The organism is Faecalibacterium butyricigenerans (genome assembly GCF_020687345.1).
Taxonomy (GTDB): Bacteria; Bacillota; Clostridia; order Oscillospirales; family Ruminococcaceae; genus Faecalibacterium; species Faecalibacterium butyricigenerans.
The window spans coordinates 1-19,942 of sequence record NZ_JAJEQL010000020.1; the positions used below are offsets into that span (position 1 = coordinate 1).

The following is a 19,942-nucleotide window of genomic DNA, read 5'->3' on the forward strand; positions in this document are numbered from 1 at the left end:
CCGTACTCCGCTTCTTCCTCTAATTCCAGCCCATGCCTTTTTGCAATCTCGAACAGCATTTTCCGACAGGCGGCATCAAAGGTAATCTTGCGGTTGTTGCGGCGGCTGAGGGGCTTGTCCGGGTCGGGCAGGTTGAAGCCTAACGCTTCCAACGCCTTTTCCTGCTGGGGAGCCACCTCACCATATTTGTTCTCGCAGTCGAACACATGACGCTCATGGATGTGGGGTGTGCTTTCGTCCAGATGCAATGCCCAGTCCAGCACATGAACATGTTCGCCAAACTTGGTCTTGAACGCCTCGATGAACTCCGTGACGATGTTCAGCAAGTCCTCCGCCGAAGCGTGTTCATCCAGCGTTCCAAGTTGGTAGATGGTCTCTTCCGGGCAGGTCTTGCGGCTGGACAGCAGGTCGGGAATGGATCGGTTGCGCTCTGTGTGCCGGATCTTGGCGTTGCGCTCGTTTTGGCTTTCGACAAAGGCAGTGTAGTGGGTTTCATAGAATTGCCGTTCCACCTCCGAGAAAGTCGCCGCCAGATCATCCGGGTCGGGTGGAGCGAGAGCCGAACGAAAGCCGTGGAAGCAGTCCCAGTAGATGTTGCCCTTGGCTCGTTCCGGGTCGATGTGCTCACTGTTGGCAAGGTTGAAACTGCGGTCATTGTGCTTGGGGTTGTAAGTGCCGTGTGCTCCGGCTCGTCCGTTGTGTCGTGTCAGTTTCAGATAGACATCACTCCATTTCAACATCTTGGCGGGGTGGGTGCGCAGCAGCTTTGCTGCTGAATCTGCCGCCTGCGGTGCGCCAGATAATACCCAGTAGGATATGACGCACAGCGTCATATCACTGGGCAAGGCGTTCCCCCTTGACTCCCTTCAAAGGGCTGCGGTCTCGCCTGTCGGCTCGGTCGGTGCTTCAAAATACCTGCGGCCTTTTGAGGTCGCCACTGGCGACCCGCACCTCTGCACTCTTGCTCCGGGCAAGCTGTCCTGGAATGGACAGCTCGTCCGGCTCCGATGTAACGAGAACTGACAAATTCGTCCGTTTTCGTAATCGTATAGCACAAAAAAGGCGGCCATCTGCACCCATGCAGACAGCCGCCTTTGGTTTTATGCCGTATTCTATTGGTCAATCTCTGAAGATCTTATCCAGTTCCCTTTCCATGGTGCCCGCCTTGGCAAATTCCAGCGTATCCGCCTGACGGATGTGGTGGGCGGTGATGCCGTGATCCTTTGCAAAGCCCAGAATGTAGCTGATGGCAATGCGGTAGATGATCTCGGTAGGGGCAAGCCCATAGACCTGCTTGGCAAAGATATGTTCCAGCCGGGCGTTATCGTCCGGGAAGGCTTGCCGCATCTTCTCGCTGCGGTAAAGACGCTTGACGATTTCCGTAATGTACAGGCCGGACTTCATGTAGGGATCCAGGAAGGTCTTGCCGGGGTCATCGAAGCAGCCGGGGTTTTCCTGTTCCAGCAAGTCCACCATCTTTTTCACCACCCACTTGGGGGTAAAGATCTGGTTGGTTTTCTGAGGCGGGATGTAATCGAAGATGTCCTCGGTGCGGCTCTCGTCAAAGTAATCCGCCAGTTTGACCTTCAGGTTCAGAAACTCCTTCACCGAATCGTCAAACACCACCGGGTCGAACAGGTGGCCTGCAAAGTGCTCCTCCTGTCCGGTGGCTTGGTTGATGTACGGCCCGCCGTCCCGCAAAAAGCGGAACTGTTCCAGCGTAATGCTGGTGACCTCCTGAAAGACCTTGTCCGGGATGATCTGGTCAAAATTTGCCAGTGTTACGGTCTCGTCGCCGTAGGCCATGAGGAAGGACGGGATGGTGCGGGAAAATCCCCGGAGATGGTCACGGACGGTGTCCTCGTAGCCCTTTTTCTCCTGCTCCTTCTGGTTGGTCTCCACAGTGCGCACGATGGTCTGCTGCATTTCCTGCGCTGTCTGCTGGATGGTGGTTTGCAGGGTCTCCATCAGGGCGGCGGTGCTCTGCTGCTGCTTTGCATCAAACTCCCGGTTCACCTGCTGGCGCTGCTGGGCGGTGGTGCAGCTTTGCAGCTGCTGGGTGCGCTGGGTCTCCAGCTGGCTCTGGTCGATGCGGTAGTTGTCCACCACCTTGTTCACCGCCACGTCCATCTTGGCTTTGGCGGTGCTCTCGAACCGCTTCTGGTCGGACAGCTTCAGGTCCCGGCCATACTCCTGCTTTGCCTGCTCCACCATGGGGGTGATGATCTCCTTGGTGATGCTCTTTTTCAGGGGTTCCAGATGCTCTTCTTTGGCAGGAGCCGGGGCATCGGTCATGTCTTGCAGGGCGGTGTCCAGCGCGGGGGTGCTTTCGTAGATCTTTGCCCCGAACACATCCGCCGCCTTGCCGATGACGTAGCCCTCGTCCAAATCCACCTCGCCCTTGTCGTTCAGGGAGAGGTCTGCGCCGGTGTCCGGGGTGATCTGGATGGGCTTTGCCTTGGCTTCGCTGATGGGCTGGAAGTTTTGCAGAATGTCCAGCACCTCCTGCGGGGCACTGAACACGTTGGAAATGTTCTGGAACAGGAAGTTGCTCTGGAAGCCCATCCGCACCACTTCCTTGGACTTGATCTTCCGGGGGATGCTGAGGACTTTTTCTGCATCCAGCGGGATCATCTCCCCTTCCTCATCCTCGCCGATGACCGGGAAGAAGTTGAGCAGATTCTGGATGTGCGCCTTGCGCTCCTCGGTGTTGCCCTTGCCGCTGGCGGTGTCCTGAGAAAGTTCGTTGGCGAACTGCTCGTAGATCAGCAGGGTGCGTGCAGGGTCAAAATCGAACACATAGGCGTTCTCTTTACGACGGAAGGTGCCGTTTTCGTGGAAAAGGCAGGGGTTCTGGGCACGGAACGCCGCCTGCATATACAGCGCCGGGCTTTTCAGGTTGGAGAGCATCAGCACCGCCGACCACTCCGGGATGGTGACACCGGTAGTCAGCTGCCCCACCGACAGGGTGATGGTCTTTTCGTGGTGAGCGATGGCGGCTTTTACCCGGTCAAAGCTCTTCTGGTTCTCGTCCGTGTCGTCCAGCTTGCCGTCACCGGCGGCTAGGATCACCTCATAGTCCCGGAATACCGGGTGCGCCTGCAGCTTTTTCGCCAGCGCTCTGGCACTGTCCACCCGGTTCAGCAGCCAGAAGGTGTGCTTCAGCTCGGCACGCAGTTCCGGGGTGGAAAACGGAAATTTGTTCTGGGTAGTCATGGCATCCAGAAAGCGGTCCACCTCGGCGTCGTGCTCAAAGCTGCCGCTGGGCTTTACCTTAAAGAACTCGTTCAAATCAAAGGCAAATTCCTGCGTTTCGCCGTCGATCTCCACCCCCTGCTGGATCTCGTCTCGGATGATCTCGGACATCTGGTAGGTGTAGAGGTTGAGCATGGGGAGGTTTGCGTAGGGGTTCTGCTGCCCCGGTGCGCCCTGCCAGTTCCGCTTGGCGGCCTGCTCGTCGGCGTAGGTCCAGTTGAAGATGGCATCCCCGGCAAACTTGTCGTTCGCCAGCGCCTTGAAGGGCGTGCCGGACAGGTGCAGCGTGAAGCGGCGGCGGATGCGGTCAAAGGCAAGGTCGGTCTTGTAGGTGTCCACGCCCTCGTGGGCTTCGTCGATGACCAGCACATCCCAGTTCAGCTCGGTCAGGTGGCGCAGCTTGTCGTACTCGCCGCCGAAATACTTGGAGCCTTTCATGTCCTGCAGGCTGACGAACTCAATGCGCTTATACAGTTTCTCGCCCTGTGCGGCGGCATCCAGATAGCCCTGCTCGTCCAGCACATGGGGCTGCCCGGCAAGGGCATCCACATGGCTGACAAACAGATAGCCGGACTCCCTGCCCAGAAAGCGCACATAGTCGCTGTACCAGCTGTTGGCGATGGCAGGGCGGTTGGTGACGATGAGCACCGTCTGCGCATCGACCTGCTTGCAGAAATCGTAGACGGAAAGGGTCTTGCCAAAGCGGGGCTTGGCGTTCCAGAGGTATTCCCCGCCGGGGTGGCTCTGGTAATAGGTCTTGGTGTCATGGACAGCCCTTGCCTGTTCTTCCCGCAGGGTGTAGGCGATGGCGGCATCCAGCTGCACCCGGCCCCGGTTCATGCGGAAATCCTGAAAATACCGCCGGGACTGCTGCCCATCCAGATGGAACCACTCGTTTTTGCGGTCGTTCTCCACGTTCAGCTTGCGGAGGTAGGCGTGGAAATCGTGGTCGGTGAACACCTCACCGCTGCCGTCATCATAGACGGCATTGCCCCGCCACTCCTCATGGAACAGCACATCGGCGGTGTGGGTCTGCTGTTTCAGACGTTTGTCCACCGACTGCTCGGTGTAGCCGATCTTCGTCCAGCCGTTGTGCCGGGCAATTTCCGGGGTGGTATAGGCGTAGATCATGGGCACCACCTGCCGGGCAGTGCGCAGGGTTATGCCAGCCATTATGCCATCTCCTTTATAATGCTTTGTATGAATGCCACTTCATCAGAAGTTAGTTAATACTTTGAAAAAAGTTCTTCATCTGTCCACGCTCTTGAAAAATCCTGAACAGGAGCAAAACCAAACATACCTTTGCTGATATGCTGTGTCATCGCCAAAATCGAAATCAAAAAACGCACAAATCGTGTTTTCAGGTATCTCATATAGTTATCTGCTTCAGCTTCTGTGTCAAATGCTCCTGCAACGAGATACGTTTCTGAACAAACTACTTTCGGCGGCTGCTTTTCCATTGTCGAGAGAATGCGGTATTGTCCGTTCTTATCGGGCTGTCCTGCGTGTTCTGCGGTCAAATATGAAATAATGATTTTATAGCGGTCTATATTTTCTATACCCGTAGAAATCAAACTTCTTTTATATGGGCCTATCCCACCATTAAATCTCAGTTGAATATCTCCTGCTTTGAGCGGTTTCACATTTGTAGCAAGACCAAACGGCTTTCGGCTGGAAACTATCGTATCAAGCGTCTGCTCTCCTTTCAGACGCACCTTCTTAACTATCTCGGCAGCGATTGGATAACGAATAAATGTCGAAAACTCATTCAAATCACGGTATTCGGATGTCTTAACCCCATCTCGGTAATTTATGTAGTAGCATTTTCCATCATGTGACTTAGCCCACACAAAATAGCATACACCACCAGCAACATCCACATTCGGAAAAACATCCAGCGAGTTAGGATAGTCAACGAGTACCGCCATTCGTTTGTCGTTTAACATCTGCTCTCGAAATTTATCCAACCCTTTACCACCAGAATACCATTTTGCTGGAATAATAAAAGACATTGCCGTTGGATTCAATGTCTTTGTTTCCTCAATGAATTTGTTATATACCGGTGTTGCGCTTGCGCCTGAACCTCCATCAACTTCCTGATACGGCGGGTTTCCGATGACATAATCAAACTTCATGCTGGTACTCCCTTCCTGAATGGTTTCAAAGTTCTGGGTCGTTCCATGGCTGCCCTTGCGCCAGTTTTTCACTTTACAGGATACCGTGGGCGGCTGCGGCTCTGCCGCCCCGAACATGGAAAAGAGGTCAAGCTGTTCTGTCTCCGGCTGGGGCTTGCCGCCGGGCACAGAGAGGTGCAGACCGTCCATCTGCCACAGGTTCCAGCTGATGATGGTGGCGATAGGCTGTAACTCTTCTTTTGTGGGTTTGCGCTGCCAGCGGGCTTGCAAGTGCTCTGCATAGGTCAGCAGCAGGTTGACCCGCGCCAACAAAAGATTATCACCCTGATACTCGTAGCCGTAGGTGGACTGCACCGCATGGGTGGCATATTTGCGCCACTCGTCCTCTGTGGCGGCGTTCTCGCTTACCACCCGCAGCTTGCGGTCCAGAATGCCAATGCGCCGAGCTACCGGGATCATCTCGCCGGTAGCGGCATCGTACCGGGACGCCAGAAAGGGGGCTTCGCCGCAGGTCACCTCCAAGCGGCGGCTCTGCACATACTGCACCCATGCCGGGGTCCTGCCCTTGCAAGCCGGGAACTGCACCGGCGTTTCCACCGTCTGCCAGCCTTGGGGCAGCTCCACCGTAAACTGCCCGGCGGTCTCTCCTGCCCCCAGCCCACGGAACCAGTCGGCGTCCAGTGCGTTGTTCATCTTGTTGCAGACCCATGCGGGGCTGAACACCTCGCCTTTTTTGCGGGTGCGCTGCTGCTGGGTGTCGGTCTGCTTCATCATCCGGGGCAGCACCACCTCGTAGTGGGTCAGCCCGAGCTGCTGGGTGGTGATCTGGGATCTATCCGTGACAGGTTCGTACATCACCGTTTGCAGCTCTTCCGGCGGGTCGGTGGCCCAGATGATGTTTTTGCCGGTGGATTTATCTTTTAGTAGCGTATCCAGCACCGCCTGCACTTCCGGTGCGTGAAAGTCGATCAGTTGTTCCAACGGGGATTCCCTCGCTTTGCCTTAGCGTTGCGGCGGAAGTGTCAGTATTCTTATCACTTTCGCACTATTATGATAATAATATTATCACTTTTAAGCAAAACTGACAACGGGATTATCGGTTTTTGTCAAAAGCGACAATATTATTTATACTGATAGCAAAGAAAGGCAGGGAATTAGGATGATTGGCGAACGGCTCGCGGAGTTACGCAAATTAAACGGTGAAACGCAAGAAGATTTAGCAAAAGCATTTCATGTTTCAGTGCCTACCGTCCGCACATGGGAACGCGACAAAGCATCTCCCAGCCATGAAGTATTGATTGCACTCTGCAAGCGTTATGGCACCTCCGCCGACTACCTGCTGGGTCTGACCGACATCGACCCCTCGGACGAGGTTCGCAAACAGCGCCAGCGCCTGACCGAAGAAGAACAGAACGAGATGCACCGCTACGAAGAATATTTGCTCTGGAAACGCAAAAAATAAGCCGCCCAGCGAGACCGTAAGGTCGCTGGGCGGCTGTTTTTGCCTCTTGACAAATACGTAAAATACGTATACAATAAAACTGTAATCCTGAAAGAAAGGAGGGGCACCCGCCATGCCGATGACTCCCAAGCAAATGATTCGCTTGCTGGAGCAGAACGGCTTTGTTTTAGTCAGTGCAAATGGGTCACACTACAAGTACCATAACCCAACTACCAACAAAACCACTGTCGTTCCATTTCACGCAAAGGATCTGAAGCCCGGTACCGAGAAAAACATTCTCAAATTAGCCGGACTCAAAAAGTAAGAATATGATGATTGTAGACTTCATATTCTGAAACTGCGAAGCACTGCATAGACTATTCTACAATTTCCAACCAATAATGTAGGCCTGTTAAATGAAGGTACATTGATTGTTTGTTGAATTATAAAAGGTGAGGTCACATTATGAATGCTATTTTCTATCCTGCAATTTTTCACCCGGAAGAAACCGGGTACTCTGTTGAGATTCCCGATATTGAGGGCTGCTTCACCCAAGGCGATACCATGGACGAAGCTGTCCGCATGGCACAGGATGCCATCGGCCTTATGCTGGAAGATTGCAAAGTCTGCCCGGAGCCTTCTGTCCCTTCTGCGCTTCACGTTGACCCGGAAGATTTTGTAGTGATGGTGCCTTTCGATATGGAAGAGTACGAAAAGCGGTACAGACCCGTAAAGAAAACCCTTTCCATTCCCGGCTGGCTCAACGATGCCGCCGAATCGGCACACATCAACTTTTCCGGCGTCCTTCAGGATGCGCTGAAAGAGAAACTCCATCTGGCGTAAGTATAGGCATAAGCATAACAACAGCCGCACAGCAGTTGACTATTCTGGTCATGCTGTGCGGCTGTTGCCATCTCTGTTCAGAATGAATAAGTTCGCTATATGCTTATACTTTTTTATTCTTTTCTCGCTTCAGCAAGATTCTCAAAATATTGCGATTCCAACACCTCGTAAGCCGCAGTCTTATCAATAATTGCCTTTACCAATTGGTCTAATTCGCCATTTTCCGAGTAATCTGCTGGTGCAAAATGCTTGATTCGATTATCCCGAATCATCTTCAAAACTTTTTTCTTGTCCTTTGTATCTGGATTATAAACGCCAATAGAATGTCCTCCGGAAGAATTCACTAGTTTCATACAGGGAATATCCGTATCACTGTCGCCAATATAAACAATATTGCGGAATGGAACTCGCATTTGATCCGGCGGGAAGTATTCATTTACTGCCGAGTCATTGATATCCAATGTTCCTTTCTCAATGCGGAAGAGGAACTGGGTCTTGCTGGTGTAATTGATTACCTGTGCAGGCCATACGGCAACACCACGTTCATTATAATAAAATGAGCTTGCATAAATTTTTTCAAACGCCCCGTTCTTAGCAATAGACGTTCCTTCAATCATTTCCTTTAACCCTGAGGAAATAATATAATGTTCTACTATAACACCATGTGCCTTTCCATAGGCACGAATACGCTCAAACCACTCCTCCACACCATTAAAAAGCTTTACCTTTGCTCCATATTCGGCGAGTTTCTTTTTTGTAAAAACAAAATTACCTTCTGCTTCCTCTTTCATCGTATACATATATGCCAGATTAGTATCCATGTCATTGTCCGCTGCCAAATCATTGGATTTTTCCCAAAATTCATTGATGTTATAGCCAACGGACTGAATATATCCCTGCGCCTGCATATCGTCAGGCGATAAAGTTTTGTCGAAATCGTAACAGATTGCTAAAACGGGGAATTTCTCCTTATGTCTACGTTCGTATTCCATAACATCGCCTCCAAACGATAATTTCTGTTAAAATTTTACATCATCTTTTATATATTGTCAATATTTTTAGTGCGAGTGTTGTAATCATTTCTTTTGTTTTCAGCCAAGCAGTAAAAATTTCTCTTTCAGCAAATTCACAAATCCCTAGACACAAAAAATCGGCACCCGCTTTTCAGCGAGTGCCGATTTTGTTACCCTATAGTGCGCTTTGATTTTTGGCGTAAGTGGCGTAAGTTTGGCGTAAATCCGCTTTTGCGCGCTCCAAAAATCAAGGATTCATGCGGTTTTTAGGCAGTTATTAGTACATGCCGCCCATGCCGCCCATATCGCCGCCGGCAGCAGGAGCAGCCGGGGGTTCGGGCAGGTCGGCCACGAGGCTCTCGGTGGTCAGCACCATCTCAGCGACGGAAGCTGCGTTCTCCAGAGCGGAGCGGGTGACCTTGGTGGGGTCAACGATGCCTGCGGCGATCATATCCTCCACGTAGACCTCATTCTGGGCGTCGAAGCCGTAGTTGGGCTTGTTGGCAGAGACGATCTTGTCGATGATGACGCTGCCCTCGAGGCCGGCGTTCTTGGCGATCTGGCGCAGAGGAGCCTCCAGAGCCTTCAGGACAATCTTTGCGCCGGTGCGCTCGTCGCCTTCCAGCGTGTCGCACAGCTCACGGACTGCAGGGATGGCGTTGATGGGGGCAGTGCCGCCGCCAGCGACGACGCCCTCCTGAACAGCCGCCTTGGTGGCGTTCAGAGCGTCCTCGATGCGGAGCTTCTTGTCCTTCATCTCGACCTCAGTGGCAGCGCCAACCTTGATGACGGCCACGCCGCCCGCCAGCTTTGCCAGACGCTCCTGCAGCTTCTCGCGGTCGAAGTCGCTGGTAGCAGCCTCGATCTGGTTGCGGATCTGTGCGATGCGGGATGCGATGGCGTCCTTGTCGCCTGCGCCGCCCACGATGGTGGTGTTCTCCTTGGTGACCTTGACCTGACGGGCGTGGCCCAGCATATCGACGGTAACGTCCTTCAGCTCGTAGCCGAGGTCAGCAGACACGACGGTGCCGCCGGTCAGGATGGCGATGTCCTGCAGCATCTCCTTGCGGCGGTCGCCGAAGCCGGGGGCCTTGACGGCGCAGACGTTCAGGGTGCCGCGCAGGCGGTTGACGATCAGGGTGGACAGAGCCTCGCCCTCGATGTCCTCTGCCACGATCAGCAGCTTCATGCCGTTCTGCATCACCTGCTCCAGCAGGGGGACGAGATCCTGAATGACGCTGATCTTCTTATCGGTGATGAGGATGGCGGCATTGTCCAGCACAGCCTCCATCTTGTCGGTATCCGTGACCATATAGGGGGTCAGGTAGCCGCGGTCGAACTGCATACCTTCGACGATCTCGTTGTAGGTCTCAGCCGTGGTCTTGTTCTCCTCGATGGTGATGACGCCGTCGGAGGTGACCTTCTCCATGGCCTCTGCGATGAGGCGGCCGATCTCGGGATCACCGGCAGAAATGGTGCCGACGCGGGCGATGTCGTTGGAGTCCTTGACCTTCTGGCTGTGGGCCTTGATGGTCTCGACAGCCTTGGTGACAGCCTTGCTCATGCCGCGGCGGATGTCCATCGGGTTTGCACCGGCGGTGACATTCTTCATGCCCTCGGTGACCATTGCCTGTGCCAGAACGGTAGCGGTGGTGGTGCCGTCGCCTGCGGCGTCGTTGGTCTTGGTAGCGACCTCACGCACCAGCTGTGCGCCCATGTTCTCGAACTCGTCCTTCAGCTCGATCTCCTTGGCGATGGTGACACCATCGTTGGTGATGACGGGGGCGCCGAACTTCTTGCTCAGCACCACGTTGCGGCCCTTGGGGCCGAGGGTGATCTTAACGGTATCTGCCAGAGTGTCGATGCCGGCACACAGTGCCTTGCGGGCTTCCTCGCCCTGCTTGATCTGCTTAGCCATATTCTTATCGCTCCTTTATAAAAGCTTGATGATCCAGTGATGAGGGAAAGACGCTTACTCCACGATGGCCAGGATGTCGGCCTGACGCACGATAGTGCACTCTTCGCCGTCCACCTTGACCTCGGTGCCAGAGTATTTGCTGGTGAGCACCTTATCGCCCACCTTGACGGTCATCTTGACTTCCTTGCCGTCCACGACACCGCCGGGGCCGACGGCCACGACCTGTGCCACCTGCGGCTTCTCCTTGGCGCTGCCGGTCAGGATGAGGCCGCCCTTGGTGGTCTCCTCGACCTCAACAGTCTTGATAACAACACGGTCTGCAAGAGGAATGATCTTCATCGTTCTTGCCCTCCTATTATAAAAAATAAAAGTGAAACTTTTTTATAGCCCGGGGCTTCTCCCCTCCGGGTGTTTAGCACTCCATTTCCCTGAGTGCTAAGTGTATTGTACTCATCTCAGACAGAAAAATCAAGGGTTTTTGCAAATTTCTTTGTTAATATTTTATGACAGCAAAAAAGCGCCCCCGGCAGGGCGCTTCGCAGTCTCTCCTTTTATACGCTGGCACGCTGAGCCATGAACCGCTCGTAGGCGGGCTTCGGCAGCAGGACGTGCCCCGCCAGCGGCCTGAGCCGGGCGGTGATGGCCTCGCAGGGGGCGCACTCGCCGTCCGCCGTCGCCACGATGGGGCCTCGCCCATCCGTAGGGCGCAGGGAGACGCACTTGGCCCGGCGGTAGAGGAAGTAGGGCTTCGCCTGCTCGGTCAGCGCACCGTCCCGGAAGTGCTTCCCGCCCTTGTACATCCCCAGCAGCCGGGCGATGGTCAGTCGGCCCACCCTGCGGATGATAAAGACGTCCAGCCAGCCGTCGTCGGGCCGGGCCTCCGGCGCGGCATAGAAGCCGCCGCCGTAGGTGCGGCCATTGCAGACCGCGCACATCAGGCAGTCCACCGTCAGCTCCTCGCCGTCGATGGTGAACGCCACCTTCCGGCCGATGTGGCCGCAGAGCTGCCGGACGATGGAGAGGGCGTAGGCCATCTCGCCGCCGCAGAAGGGGATGCGCCGGAACTGGGGGATGCCGTAGGCCACCTGTGCGTCCAGCCCGGCGGCGCAGATGGTGGCCGAGAGGCCGAGGTCGGTCTCCATCAGGTCGATGTCCACCGCCCCGCCCGCGAATTGCGCGTCAAGGTCGCTGAACTCCTCCCTCGTGCCGTAGGTGCGGAGGAAATCGTTGCCGCTGCCGAAGGGCAGACACCCCACGGCGGCAAGGGCGCACCCATTGGCACCCGTCAGCGCCTCATTGAAGGTGCCGTCGCCGCCCGCCGTCCAGATGCGCACCGGCTCGCCCTCGGCCTCGGCGGTGCGCGCCGCCTCCGCAGCCAGCGCACGGGCATGGCCCGCGTACTGGGTCACGACGACCTGCAGCTTCTCCGGCGGGATGCCTGCCCGTCCGGCGGCGGCATGGATGGCCGGGGTCAGCCCGGTGGTGCAGTCCCGCTTGCCAGCGGTGGGGTTGAGCAAAAACAGATAGCGCATTCGGCTTCCTCCTCTGGTGATTCCTGCCCTCTATCATAGCGGAAAACCAGAACAGATGCAAGAGCTTTTCACCCGACGCCCGCCGTCTGCGTCTCCTCCACCACGATGGTGCCGTCGGCGGTGCAGTCTGCCGTCCAGCGCTGGCCGAGGCTCACGCTGCCGGAGGCGATCTGGTCGGCGAAGGCCTGCTCCACGGCACGGTCCACCTGTCGGCGCAGCTCCCGCGCCCCGTAGGGCGAGCGGGCCTTTGCGGCCAGCGCCGGGCCGACCCGGGCCGTGTGGGTGAGCTGATAGCCGCTGCGGGCCGCACGCTCTTCCAGCTGGCCCAGCAGCTTTTCGGCGATGGAGCAGAGGCTCTGCTCCTCCAGCGGGCGGAAGACGATCAGCTCATCCAGCCGCCCCACCAGCTCGGGCCGGAACCACTTTTTCGCCTCGGCGACGGCGGCCTCCGACTGCTTTTCAAAGGCAGCCTCGCTGCCCGCCCCAAAGCCCAGCGGTGCGCTCTGCCCCGCGAGGAACCGTGCCCCGAGGTTGGACGTCAGCAGGACGATGGTGTTCCGGAAATCGGCCTTCCGGCCCATGGAGTCGGTGAGCTGGCCGTCCTCCAGCATCTGCAGCAGGATGTTCTGGATGTCGGGGTGGGCCTTTTCGATCTCGTCGAAAAGGACGACGCTGTAGGGGCGGCGGCGGACGGCCTCGGTGAGCTGACCGCCCTCGTCGTGGCCCAGATAGCCCGGAGGCGCACCCAGCAGACGGGCCACCGTGTGCTGCTCCTGATACTCTGACATATCGAACTTGAGCAGGGCTTTCCCGCTGCCGAACCAGCTCTCGGCCAGCGCCTTTGCCAGCGCCGTCTTGCCCACGCCGGTCGGCCCGAGGAAGAGCAGCGCCCCGATGGGCCTGCCCGGCTCGCCCAGCCCTGTGCGGCTGCGCCGGATGGCTCCGGCCACCGCAGCCACGGCCCGGCTTTGCCCCACCACCTCGGCGTTCAGCCGCTCCTCGAGGCGGGCCAGACGCTCCCGCTCCTTTTCGCCCACCCGCTCGGCGGGCACGCCGCTGGCCTGTGCCACCACCCGGGCGATCTCCTTCCGGCTCAGGACGGGGTCCTTCTCCCCCTCCCGCTCGGCCCGGATGCGCACCGCTGCGCAGGCCTCGTCCACAAGGTCGATGGCCTTGTCCGGCAGGCAGCGCCCCGGCAGGTACCGCACCGAAAGCTCCACCGCCTCCCGCAGGGCCTCATTGGGCAGGCGGACGCCGTGGTAGCGCTCGTAGCGGGGGGCCAGCCCTTCCAGAATCTCCACCGCCTGCTTCGGGGTCGGCTCTTCGATCTGCACCCGCCCAAAGCGGCGCTCGAGGGCGGCGTCCTTCTGGATGTGGGTGCGGAACTCCTGATTCGTCGTCGCGCCGATGAGCTGCAGCTCGCCCCGGGCCAGCACCGGCTTTAAGATGCTGGCCGCGTCGATGGCCCCCTCTGCCGCACCTGCGCCCACGATGGTGTGGAACTCATCCACAAAGAGGATGGCGCTGCCGTCCCGGACAAGCTCTTCCAGCAGGTTCTTGAACCGCTCCTCGAAGTCGCCCCGGTACTTGGTGCCCGCCACGAGGCTGGCCATATCCAGCGCCAACAGCCGACGGCCCTGCAGCATCCGGGGCACCTGCTTGTCGGCGATGCGCTGGGCCAGACCCTCGGCCAGCGCGGTCTTGCCCACGCCCGGCTCACCCACGAGGCAGGGGTTATTTTTCTGGCGGCGGCATAGTATCTCTACCATCCGGTCCAGCTCCTTTTCCCGGCAGAACACCGGGTCCAGCTCACCGTCCGCCGCCCGGCGGGTCAGGTCGCGGCAGTATTTGTCGCTGGCCCGGCTCCCCCGCGGCAGAGGCGGGGACGTCCGGGGCTGGATGGGCAGGATGAACTGCCCCGAAAGCTGGCGGCACTCCCGCACCGCCTCGGTGAGCTGGACGCCCATCGAAGCCAGCATGACCCCGGCGGCGCAGTCGGCGTCTTCCAGCATGGCGCAGAGCAGGTGTTCCGGCTCGGCCCGGCTCAGGTGGGCGTTCTGTGCCCCGATGACGGCGTAGTCCATCGCCCGGCGCAGGTCTGCCGCCATGTCGCCCCGAGCCAGCCGGAGGGCCGTGCCGCTCCGCCCGGCGGAGAGCTGTCGCCGCACCTCCAGCTCCGAGATGTTCTTCCCGGCCAGAAAGCGGGCCGCCGGGCCGCCGTCCGATTGCAGCATCGCCCACAGCAGATGGCCGGTGTCCGCCTTTTTGCAGCCCAGCCCTCCGGCCAGCTCCACCGCCTTGTCCAGCAGCTGCCCTGCCTCCCGGGAAAAGCCCTTGTACCGTCCTTTGCCGAATGCATCCCAAATGCTCATTTGCGTGGCTCCTATCTTCTGCGTGGCTCCTGTCTTCTGTATTGCCCTGTTGCATCAAAGAACAGTATAGCCCCGCCCGCCGGAAAAAAATCAGAAGTTTGTGTCACACCGGCCCCAAAGCAAAACAAAAAAGCCATCTGAGCGAATCAGATGGCTTCTTGGTTGGGGATGAGAGAATCGAACTCCCACAAGTAGAGTCAGAGTCTACCGCACTACCACTATGCAAATCCCCATTATTCGGTTTTGTTTCGCGGCGTTGAGCCGGTCAACGTGTGCTATTATACCCGCCTCCGGGCGCTTTGTCAAGCGGAAATCTGAAAAAATTTGCGGATTTTTGGAAACAGACGCACTTCCGAGATAATTTTTCGTCCTTTGCACCCGGAGGCGGCGGTCTCTTTTTGTGCCGACCAGAATCCAGCATTTTCCGCGTCCTCTGCACCATATAATAAAGTAAACTATGTTATTCTGCCATTTTTATTTTATGGTACACAAACTTCAAAAGGAGGACGCCTTATGCTGCAAGCCCACCCCAAGACCGCCCAGACGCTGCTTTCGCCCCGTATCCCCCGCGACAGCGAGCACGAGCGCTACGACCCCGAGCTGGAGGAAGAACTGAAAGAGTGCCTGTTCTGCCTGCGGCGGAACGCGATGATGTTCGACCTCGAGGTGGACTCCGACCTCATCGAACAGCGCATCTACGAGCGGCAGGCCCTTTTGTGCCGCTACCGCTACCTGCTGGCCCGCGCCCGGGAGCTGGGGCTGCACACCATCCTGAAAAAGTATCAGCCTCTGGGCTAAAAAACGCCGCGCGGAATCTTGACAGAATCCCAACATCGTGTTATCATACATAAAGATAACACTGTATACAGAGCGCTGTATGCAAAACTTTGGAGCTTAGAGAGGTTTTCAATTATGGAACGTATTAAGACTATCGCTACTCGTGACCTGACCAAGAGCGTCGTGACCGGCGGCTGCGGCGAGTGCCAGACTTCCTGCCAGTCTGCCTGCAAGACCTCCTGCGGCGTCGCAAACCAGCAGTGCGAGAACAGCAATAAGTAATCATTGCAGACCCTATGCCGCCTTTGCAGGGCGGCATTTTTTTATGGCAACAATAGATTGGAGAATGAAATGGTACACCAGTATCAACTGAACGGATATAACATCGTGCTGGACACCTGCAGCGGCTCGGTGCACGTCGTGGACGACGTGGCCTACGACGCCATTGCGATGTACAAAGAGCACTCTGCCGACGAGATCGTGGCCGCTCTGCTGGCCAAGTACGGCTCCCGCCCCGACGTCACCGAGGCCGACCTGCGCCAGTGCCTCGAGGATGTGGCCTCTCTGGAGTCCGCAGGCAAGCTGTGGGCACCCGACGTCTACGAGAACATGGCCTTCGACTTCAAGAACCGCCAGACGGTGGTGAAGGCCCTCTGCCTCCACGTCGCCCACACCTGCAACCTCAACTGCTCCTACTGCTTCGCCTCGCAGGGCCGCTATCAGGGCGACCGCGCCCTGATGAGCTTCGAGGTGGGCAAGCGGGCCATGGACTTCCTCATCGAGAACTCCGGCACCCGCCGCAACCTCGAGGTCGATTTCTTCGGCGGCGAGCCGCTGATGAACTTCGACATGGTGAAAAAGCTGGTGGCCTACTGCCGCGAGCAGGAGAAAATTCATAATAAGAACTTCCGCTTCACCATGACCACCAACGGCGTACTCATCGACGACGACGTCATCGACTTCTGCAACAAGGAGTGCCACAATGTCGTCCTGAGCCTCGACGGCCGCAAGGAGGTCCACGACCGCTTCCGCAAGGACTACGCCGGCCATGGCAGCTATGACGCCATCGTCCCGAAATTTCAGGAGTTCGTGAAGAAGCGCGGCGACAAGAACTACTATATGCGCGGCACCTACACCCACTACAACACCGACTTCACCAACGACATCTTCCACATGGCCGACCTCGGCTTCACCGAGCTGAGCATGGAGCCGGTGGTCTCGAAGCCCACCGACCCCAGCGCCCTCACCGCCGAGGACCTGCCCATCCTGAAGGAGCAGTACGAGATCCTGGCCAAAGAGATGATCAAGCGCGACCGCGAGGGCCGGGGCTTCACCTTCTACCACTACATGATCGACCTCACCGGCGGCCCCTGCATCTACAAGCGCATCTCCGGCTGCGGCTCCGGCACCGAGTACATGGCCGTTACCCCGTGGGGCGACCTCTACCCCTGCCACCAGTTCGTCGGCGACCCCAAGTACCTGATGGGCGACATTTGGAAGGGCGTCACCAACACCGCCGTGCGGGATGAGTTCAAGCACTGCAACGCCTACGCCCGCCCGGAGTGCAAGGACTGCTGGGCCAAGCTCTACTGCTCCGGCGGCTGCGCGGCCAACGCCTACCACGCCACCGGCAGCATCACCGGCGTCTACGAGTACGGCTGTGAGCTGTTCAAAAAGCGCATCGAGTGCGCCATCATGATCAAGGTCGCCGAAAATCAGGAGCTTGCCGCGCAGGGCATCGAGGTGCCCATCGAGCTGGGCACCACCTGCAACGCCTGCGCAGACGGCGAAGCCTGCGAATAAGCGCCTATGGACACTCCCATCGTTGATTTTGTCCGCCGCTACGCCCAGCAGCGCACCACCCGGATGCATATGCCGGGCCACAAGGGCCGCGGCCCGCTGGGCTGTGAGGCGCTGGACATCACCGAAATTGCGGGCGCGGACGAGCTGTACGAGGCCGAAGGCATCATCGCCCGGAGCGAGGCCAACGCCGCGCAGCTCTTCGGCACCGCCCGCACCTGTTACAGCACCGAGGGCAGCAGCCAGTGCATCCGGGCCATGCTCCACCTTGCGCTCCAGATGCAGCCTGCGGGGGCATCCCGCCCCGTCCTGCTGGCGGCGCGGAACGCCCACAAGGCCCTGCTCTACGCAGCCGCCCTGCTGGACTTCGACATCCAGTGGCTCTGGCCCGCGCCGGACGCCGCCGGGGCGCTCTGCACCTGCCCTGTGGAGCCGGAGGCCCTCGCCTGCGCATTGGACGGGCTGACCGCCGAGGGCCGTACCCCCTTCGGCGTCTACCTCACCAGCCCGGACTATCTGGGCTTCGTGCAGGACATCGCCGGGCTGGCGGCGGTATGCCACGCCCACGGCGTCCCCCTTCTGGTGGACAACGCCCACGGGGCCTACCTCCACTTTCTGAAGGAGGGCAGCCGCCACCCCATCCAGCTGGGTGCCGACCTCTGCTGTGACTCGGCCCACAAGACCCTGCCCGTCCTCACCGGCGGGGCCTATCTCCACCTCGGGCCGTCGGTGCAGGCCGACGAAGCTGCTGTACGCAATGCGCTGGCCCTCTTCGGCTCCACCAGCCCGTCCTACCTCATCTTACAGTCGCTGGACGCCGCCAATGCGCGGCTGGCAGACGACTTCCGGGAGAAGCTGGCCCTCTGCCGCTGGCGTCTGGGGATGCTCTGCCGGGAGCTGGATGCCTTCCGGCCCGGGCTGGCCCTCCCCCTCACCGGGGCGCACCGTGAGCCGCTCAAGCTGACGCTGGACGCCGCCGTGCTGGGCCTCTCGGGCCAGCAGCTGGCGCAGGCTCTGCGGGAGCAGGGCGTGGAGTGCGAGTATGCCGACCCCCGCTATCTGGTGCTGATGCCCTCCCCCGAGAGTTCCGCCGAGGACTTCGCCCGTCTCCAGAAAGCGCTCCACGCTCTCTGTGCCGAAGCATCTTCCGCTGCGCCCGCTTCGGACAGCGACGCCGCCGCCTTTGCGGCTCTGGCTGAGGCGCTTCAGGCGCAGCCCCGCCCCGCCGCCATCCGGGAGGCCGTCCTCGCCCCACAGGAGATGGTGCCCGCTGCCGAGGCTGTGGGCCGCATCTGCGCCGCACCGGCGGTCTCCTGTCCGCCCGCTGTCCCCATCGTGGTCAGCGGCGAGATCATCCCGGCGCAGGCTCTCCCCCTCTTTGCCCGCTATGGCATCGGGCGGGTGGCCGTCGTAAAAGATTGACTCCAAAAGGCCGGGCGGCTGTCTGCCCGGCCTTTTGTGTCCCCCAAGTGTTAAAAATCGGCTAAGAACCCCGCATTTTCCTTGACAATCCTCTCCGGTTCTGGTTTAATAGTCTGGATAAAAGGGAGTAAAGGGCATCCCGCCTTATGGGGGTGCTGCATGACAGCGTCAGCACGGCAGAAATGCCCGATGTCATGCGTTCGCTTGAGACTTTTGTCACAGTATCTGGTGCTGTGGCTGAAGTCTCTTTTTTTCGTCATTGCACCGCAAATTTCAAAGGAGGCAATGACATGGAATTCTGGAATGCATTCGCCAGTCTGTTCTCTAATTTCGGGAACCTGACATGGCAGATGGTGGTGATGTGGGGCATCGGCGCGCTCCTCATCTACCTTGCCATCGCAAAAAAAATGGAGCCGAGCCTGCTTCTTCCGATGGGCTTCGGCGCCATCCTCGTCAACCTGCCCTTGTCGGGCGCAATCACACAGGGCGACACCGTCGGCCCCATCTCGGCTCTGTTTGAGGCAGGAATGTCCAACGAGCTGTTTCCCCTGCTGCTCTTCATCGGCATCGGCGCGATGATCGACTTCGGCCCGCTGCTGGAAAAGCCGTGGCTGATGCTCTTCGGCGCGGCAGCACAGTTCGGTATCTTCTTCACCCTCTTCCTCGCAGGCTTCTTCTTCGATTTGAAGGACGCAGCCTCCATCGCCGTCATCGGTGCAGCAGACGGCCCCACGGCCATCTTTGTGGCAAACACCCTCAACTCCCAGTACCTCGGCGCCATCATGGTGGCGGCCTACAGCTACATGGCGCTGGTCCCCATCGTCCAGCCGCCGGTCATCAAGCTGCTGACCACCCAGAAGGAGCGCCGCATCCGGATGGCCTACCAGAAGGGCAGCGTCAGCCAGCTGACCAAGATCCTCTTCCCCATCGTCGTGACCATCATCGCAGGGCTCGTGGCCCCGGCCAGCGTGGCACTGGTGGGCTTCTTGATGTTCGGCAACCTGCTGCGGGAGTGCGGTGTGCTGAACGCCCTGAGCGAGACGGCCCAGAACATCCTCGCCAACCTCATCACCATCGTGCTGGGCCTGACCGTGGCCGGGCAGATGACGGCAGACAAGTTCGTCCGGCCCGACACCCTGCTCATCCTTGCGCTGGGCCTCGTGGCCTTCGTCTTTGACACCGCCGGCGGCGTCCTCTTCGCCAAGCTGATCAACCTCTTCCTCCCGGCAGACAAGAAGCTCAACCCCATGATCGGCGCAGCGGGCATCTCGGCCTTCCCCATGAGCGGCCGCGTCGTCAACCGCATGGGCCTCGAGGAGGACAACCAGAATTTCCTGCTGATGTACTCCATCAGCGTCAACGTCTCGGGCCAGATCGCCTCCGTCATCGCAGGCGGACTGATCCTGACCCTGATGAGCTAAAGGAGGGACTGAA

16 protein-coding genes and 1 tRNA gene are annotated in these 19,942 nt (G+C 58.5%); 8 read left to right on the top strand and 9 right to left on the bottom strand.

Translation table 11 applies throughout. The annotated features are described in order from the left end of the window. The 3 genes from LKD23_RS08505 to LKD23_RS08515 form a co-directional block, all read right to left on the bottom strand. The coding region (locus LKD23_RS08505) for a plasmid recombination protein (protein ID WP_227621269.1) at positions 1-845 on the bottom strand (845 nt) is incomplete at its 3' end. A gap of 274 nt (positions 846-1,119) precedes the next feature. Beyond that, positions 1,120-4,428 carry a DEAD/DEAH box helicase family protein gene (locus LKD23_RS08510; protein ID WP_227621270.1) on the bottom strand — a complete coding sequence of 1,103 codons (3,309 nt, stop codon included), beginning with the start codon at positions 4,426-4,428 and terminating at the stop codon, positions 1,120-1,122. A gap of 53 nt (positions 4,429-4,481) precedes the next feature. Next, positions 4,482-6,371 (bottom strand): Eco57I restriction-modification methylase domain-containing protein, encoded by a 1,890-nt coding sequence (locus tag LKD23_RS08515; RefSeq protein ID WP_227621271.1) that lies wholly within the window; start codon positions 6,369-6,371, stop codon positions 4,482-4,484. 178 nt (positions 6,372-6,549) lie between these two features. On the opposite strand from LKD23_RS08515, the gene LKD23_RS08520 reads away from it, so the two are divergent. The 3 genes from LKD23_RS08520 (at position 6,550) to LKD23_RS08530 (ending at position 7,674) form a co-directional block, all read left to right on the top strand. Beyond that, on the top strand, positions 6,550-6,852 hold the full coding sequence (locus LKD23_RS08520; RefSeq protein WP_227621272.1) for a helix-turn-helix domain-containing protein: 303 nt from the start codon (positions 6,550-6,552) through the stop codon (positions 6,850-6,852). Positions 6,853-6,964: 112 nt separating this feature from the next. Continuing rightward, positions 6,965-7,156 carry a type II toxin-antitoxin system HicA family toxin gene (locus tag LKD23_RS08525; RefSeq protein WP_112114942.1) on the top strand — a complete coding sequence of 64 codons (192 nt, stop codon included), beginning with the start codon at positions 6,965-6,967 and terminating at the stop codon, positions 7,154-7,156. A 140-nt stretch (positions 7,157-7,296) separates the two neighbouring features. Further along, a complete protein-coding gene (locus LKD23_RS08530) occupies positions 7,297-7,674 on the top strand; it encodes a type II toxin-antitoxin system HicB family antitoxin (protein ID WP_015538062.1) in 378 nt (125 codons plus the stop codon). A gap of 113 nt (positions 7,675-7,787) precedes the next feature. Here the strand turns inward: LKD23_RS08530 and LKD23_RS08535 are convergent, their stop codons facing one another. From LKD23_RS08535 to LKD23_RS08560, 6 genes are all read right to left on the bottom strand, one after another. Further along, positions 7,788-8,666, bottom strand: a complete 879-nt coding sequence (locus tag LKD23_RS08535; protein WP_227621273.1) for an HAD family hydrolase — start codon at positions 8,664-8,666, stop codon at positions 7,788-7,790. 298 nt (positions 8,667-8,964) lie between these two features. Continuing rightward, complete coding sequence (gene groL, locus LKD23_RS08540; protein WP_227621274.1) at positions 8,965-10,605, bottom strand: chaperonin GroEL; 1,641 nt, start codon at positions 10,603-10,605, stop codon at positions 8,965-8,967. 54 nt (positions 10,606-10,659) lie between these two features. Continuing rightward, the gene (locus tag LKD23_RS08545) at positions 10,660-10,944 is read right to left on the bottom strand and encodes a co-chaperone GroES (protein WP_015563875.1); all 285 of its coding nucleotides are present in this window, start codon (positions 10,942-10,944) and stop codon (positions 10,660-10,662) included. 212 nt (positions 10,945-11,156) lie between these two features. Then, positions 11,157-12,137 carry a diacylglycerol/lipid kinase family protein gene (locus LKD23_RS08550; RefSeq protein WP_227621275.1) on the bottom strand — a complete coding sequence of 327 codons (981 nt, stop codon included), beginning with the start codon at positions 12,135-12,137 and terminating at the stop codon, positions 11,157-11,159. Positions 12,138-12,205: 68 nt separating this feature from the next. Continuing rightward, positions 12,206-14,509, bottom strand: a complete 2,304-nt coding sequence (locus LKD23_RS08555; protein WP_227621276.1) for an ATP-dependent Clp protease ATP-binding subunit — start codon at positions 14,507-14,509, stop codon at positions 12,206-12,208. Positions 14,510-14,668: 159 nt separating this feature from the next. After that, positions 14,669-14,742, bottom strand: a tRNA-Gln gene (locus LKD23_RS08560). 280 nt (positions 14,743-15,022) lie between these two features. Here LKD23_RS08560 and LKD23_RS08565 point away from each other — a divergent pair. The 5 genes from LKD23_RS08565 (at position 15,023) to LKD23_RS08585 (ending at position 19,929) form a co-directional block, all read left to right on the top strand. Next, the gene (locus LKD23_RS08565; RefSeq protein ID WP_227621277.1) at positions 15,023-15,307 is read left to right on the top strand and encodes a DUF2508 domain-containing protein; all 285 of its coding nucleotides are present in this window, start codon (positions 15,023-15,025) and stop codon (positions 15,305-15,307) included. A gap of 114 nt (positions 15,308-15,421) precedes the next feature. Beyond that, complete coding sequence (scfA, locus tag LKD23_RS08570; protein ID WP_227621278.1) at positions 15,422-15,568, top strand: six-cysteine ranthipeptide SCIFF; 147 nt, start codon at positions 15,422-15,424, stop codon at positions 15,566-15,568. Between the two features lie 69 nt (positions 15,569-15,637). After that, positions 15,638-17,089: a thioether cross-link-forming SCIFF peptide maturase gene (scfB, locus tag LKD23_RS08575; RefSeq protein WP_227621279.1), complete on the top strand. Its 1,452-nt coding sequence runs from the start codon at positions 15,638-15,640 to the stop codon at positions 17,087-17,089. A gap of 6 nt (positions 17,090-17,095) precedes the next feature. Then, complete coding sequence (locus tag LKD23_RS08580; protein ID WP_227621280.1) at positions 17,096-18,508, top strand: Orn/Lys/Arg family decarboxylase; 1,413 nt, start codon at positions 17,096-17,098, stop codon at positions 18,506-18,508. A 290-nt stretch (positions 18,509-18,798) separates the two neighbouring features. Next, positions 18,799-19,929 (top strand): sodium ion-translocating decarboxylase subunit beta, encoded by a 1,131-nt coding sequence (locus LKD23_RS08585; RefSeq protein WP_227621281.1) that lies wholly within the window; start codon positions 18,799-18,801, stop codon positions 19,927-19,929. The last annotated feature ends 13 nt before the right edge of the window (positions 19,930-19,942 follow it).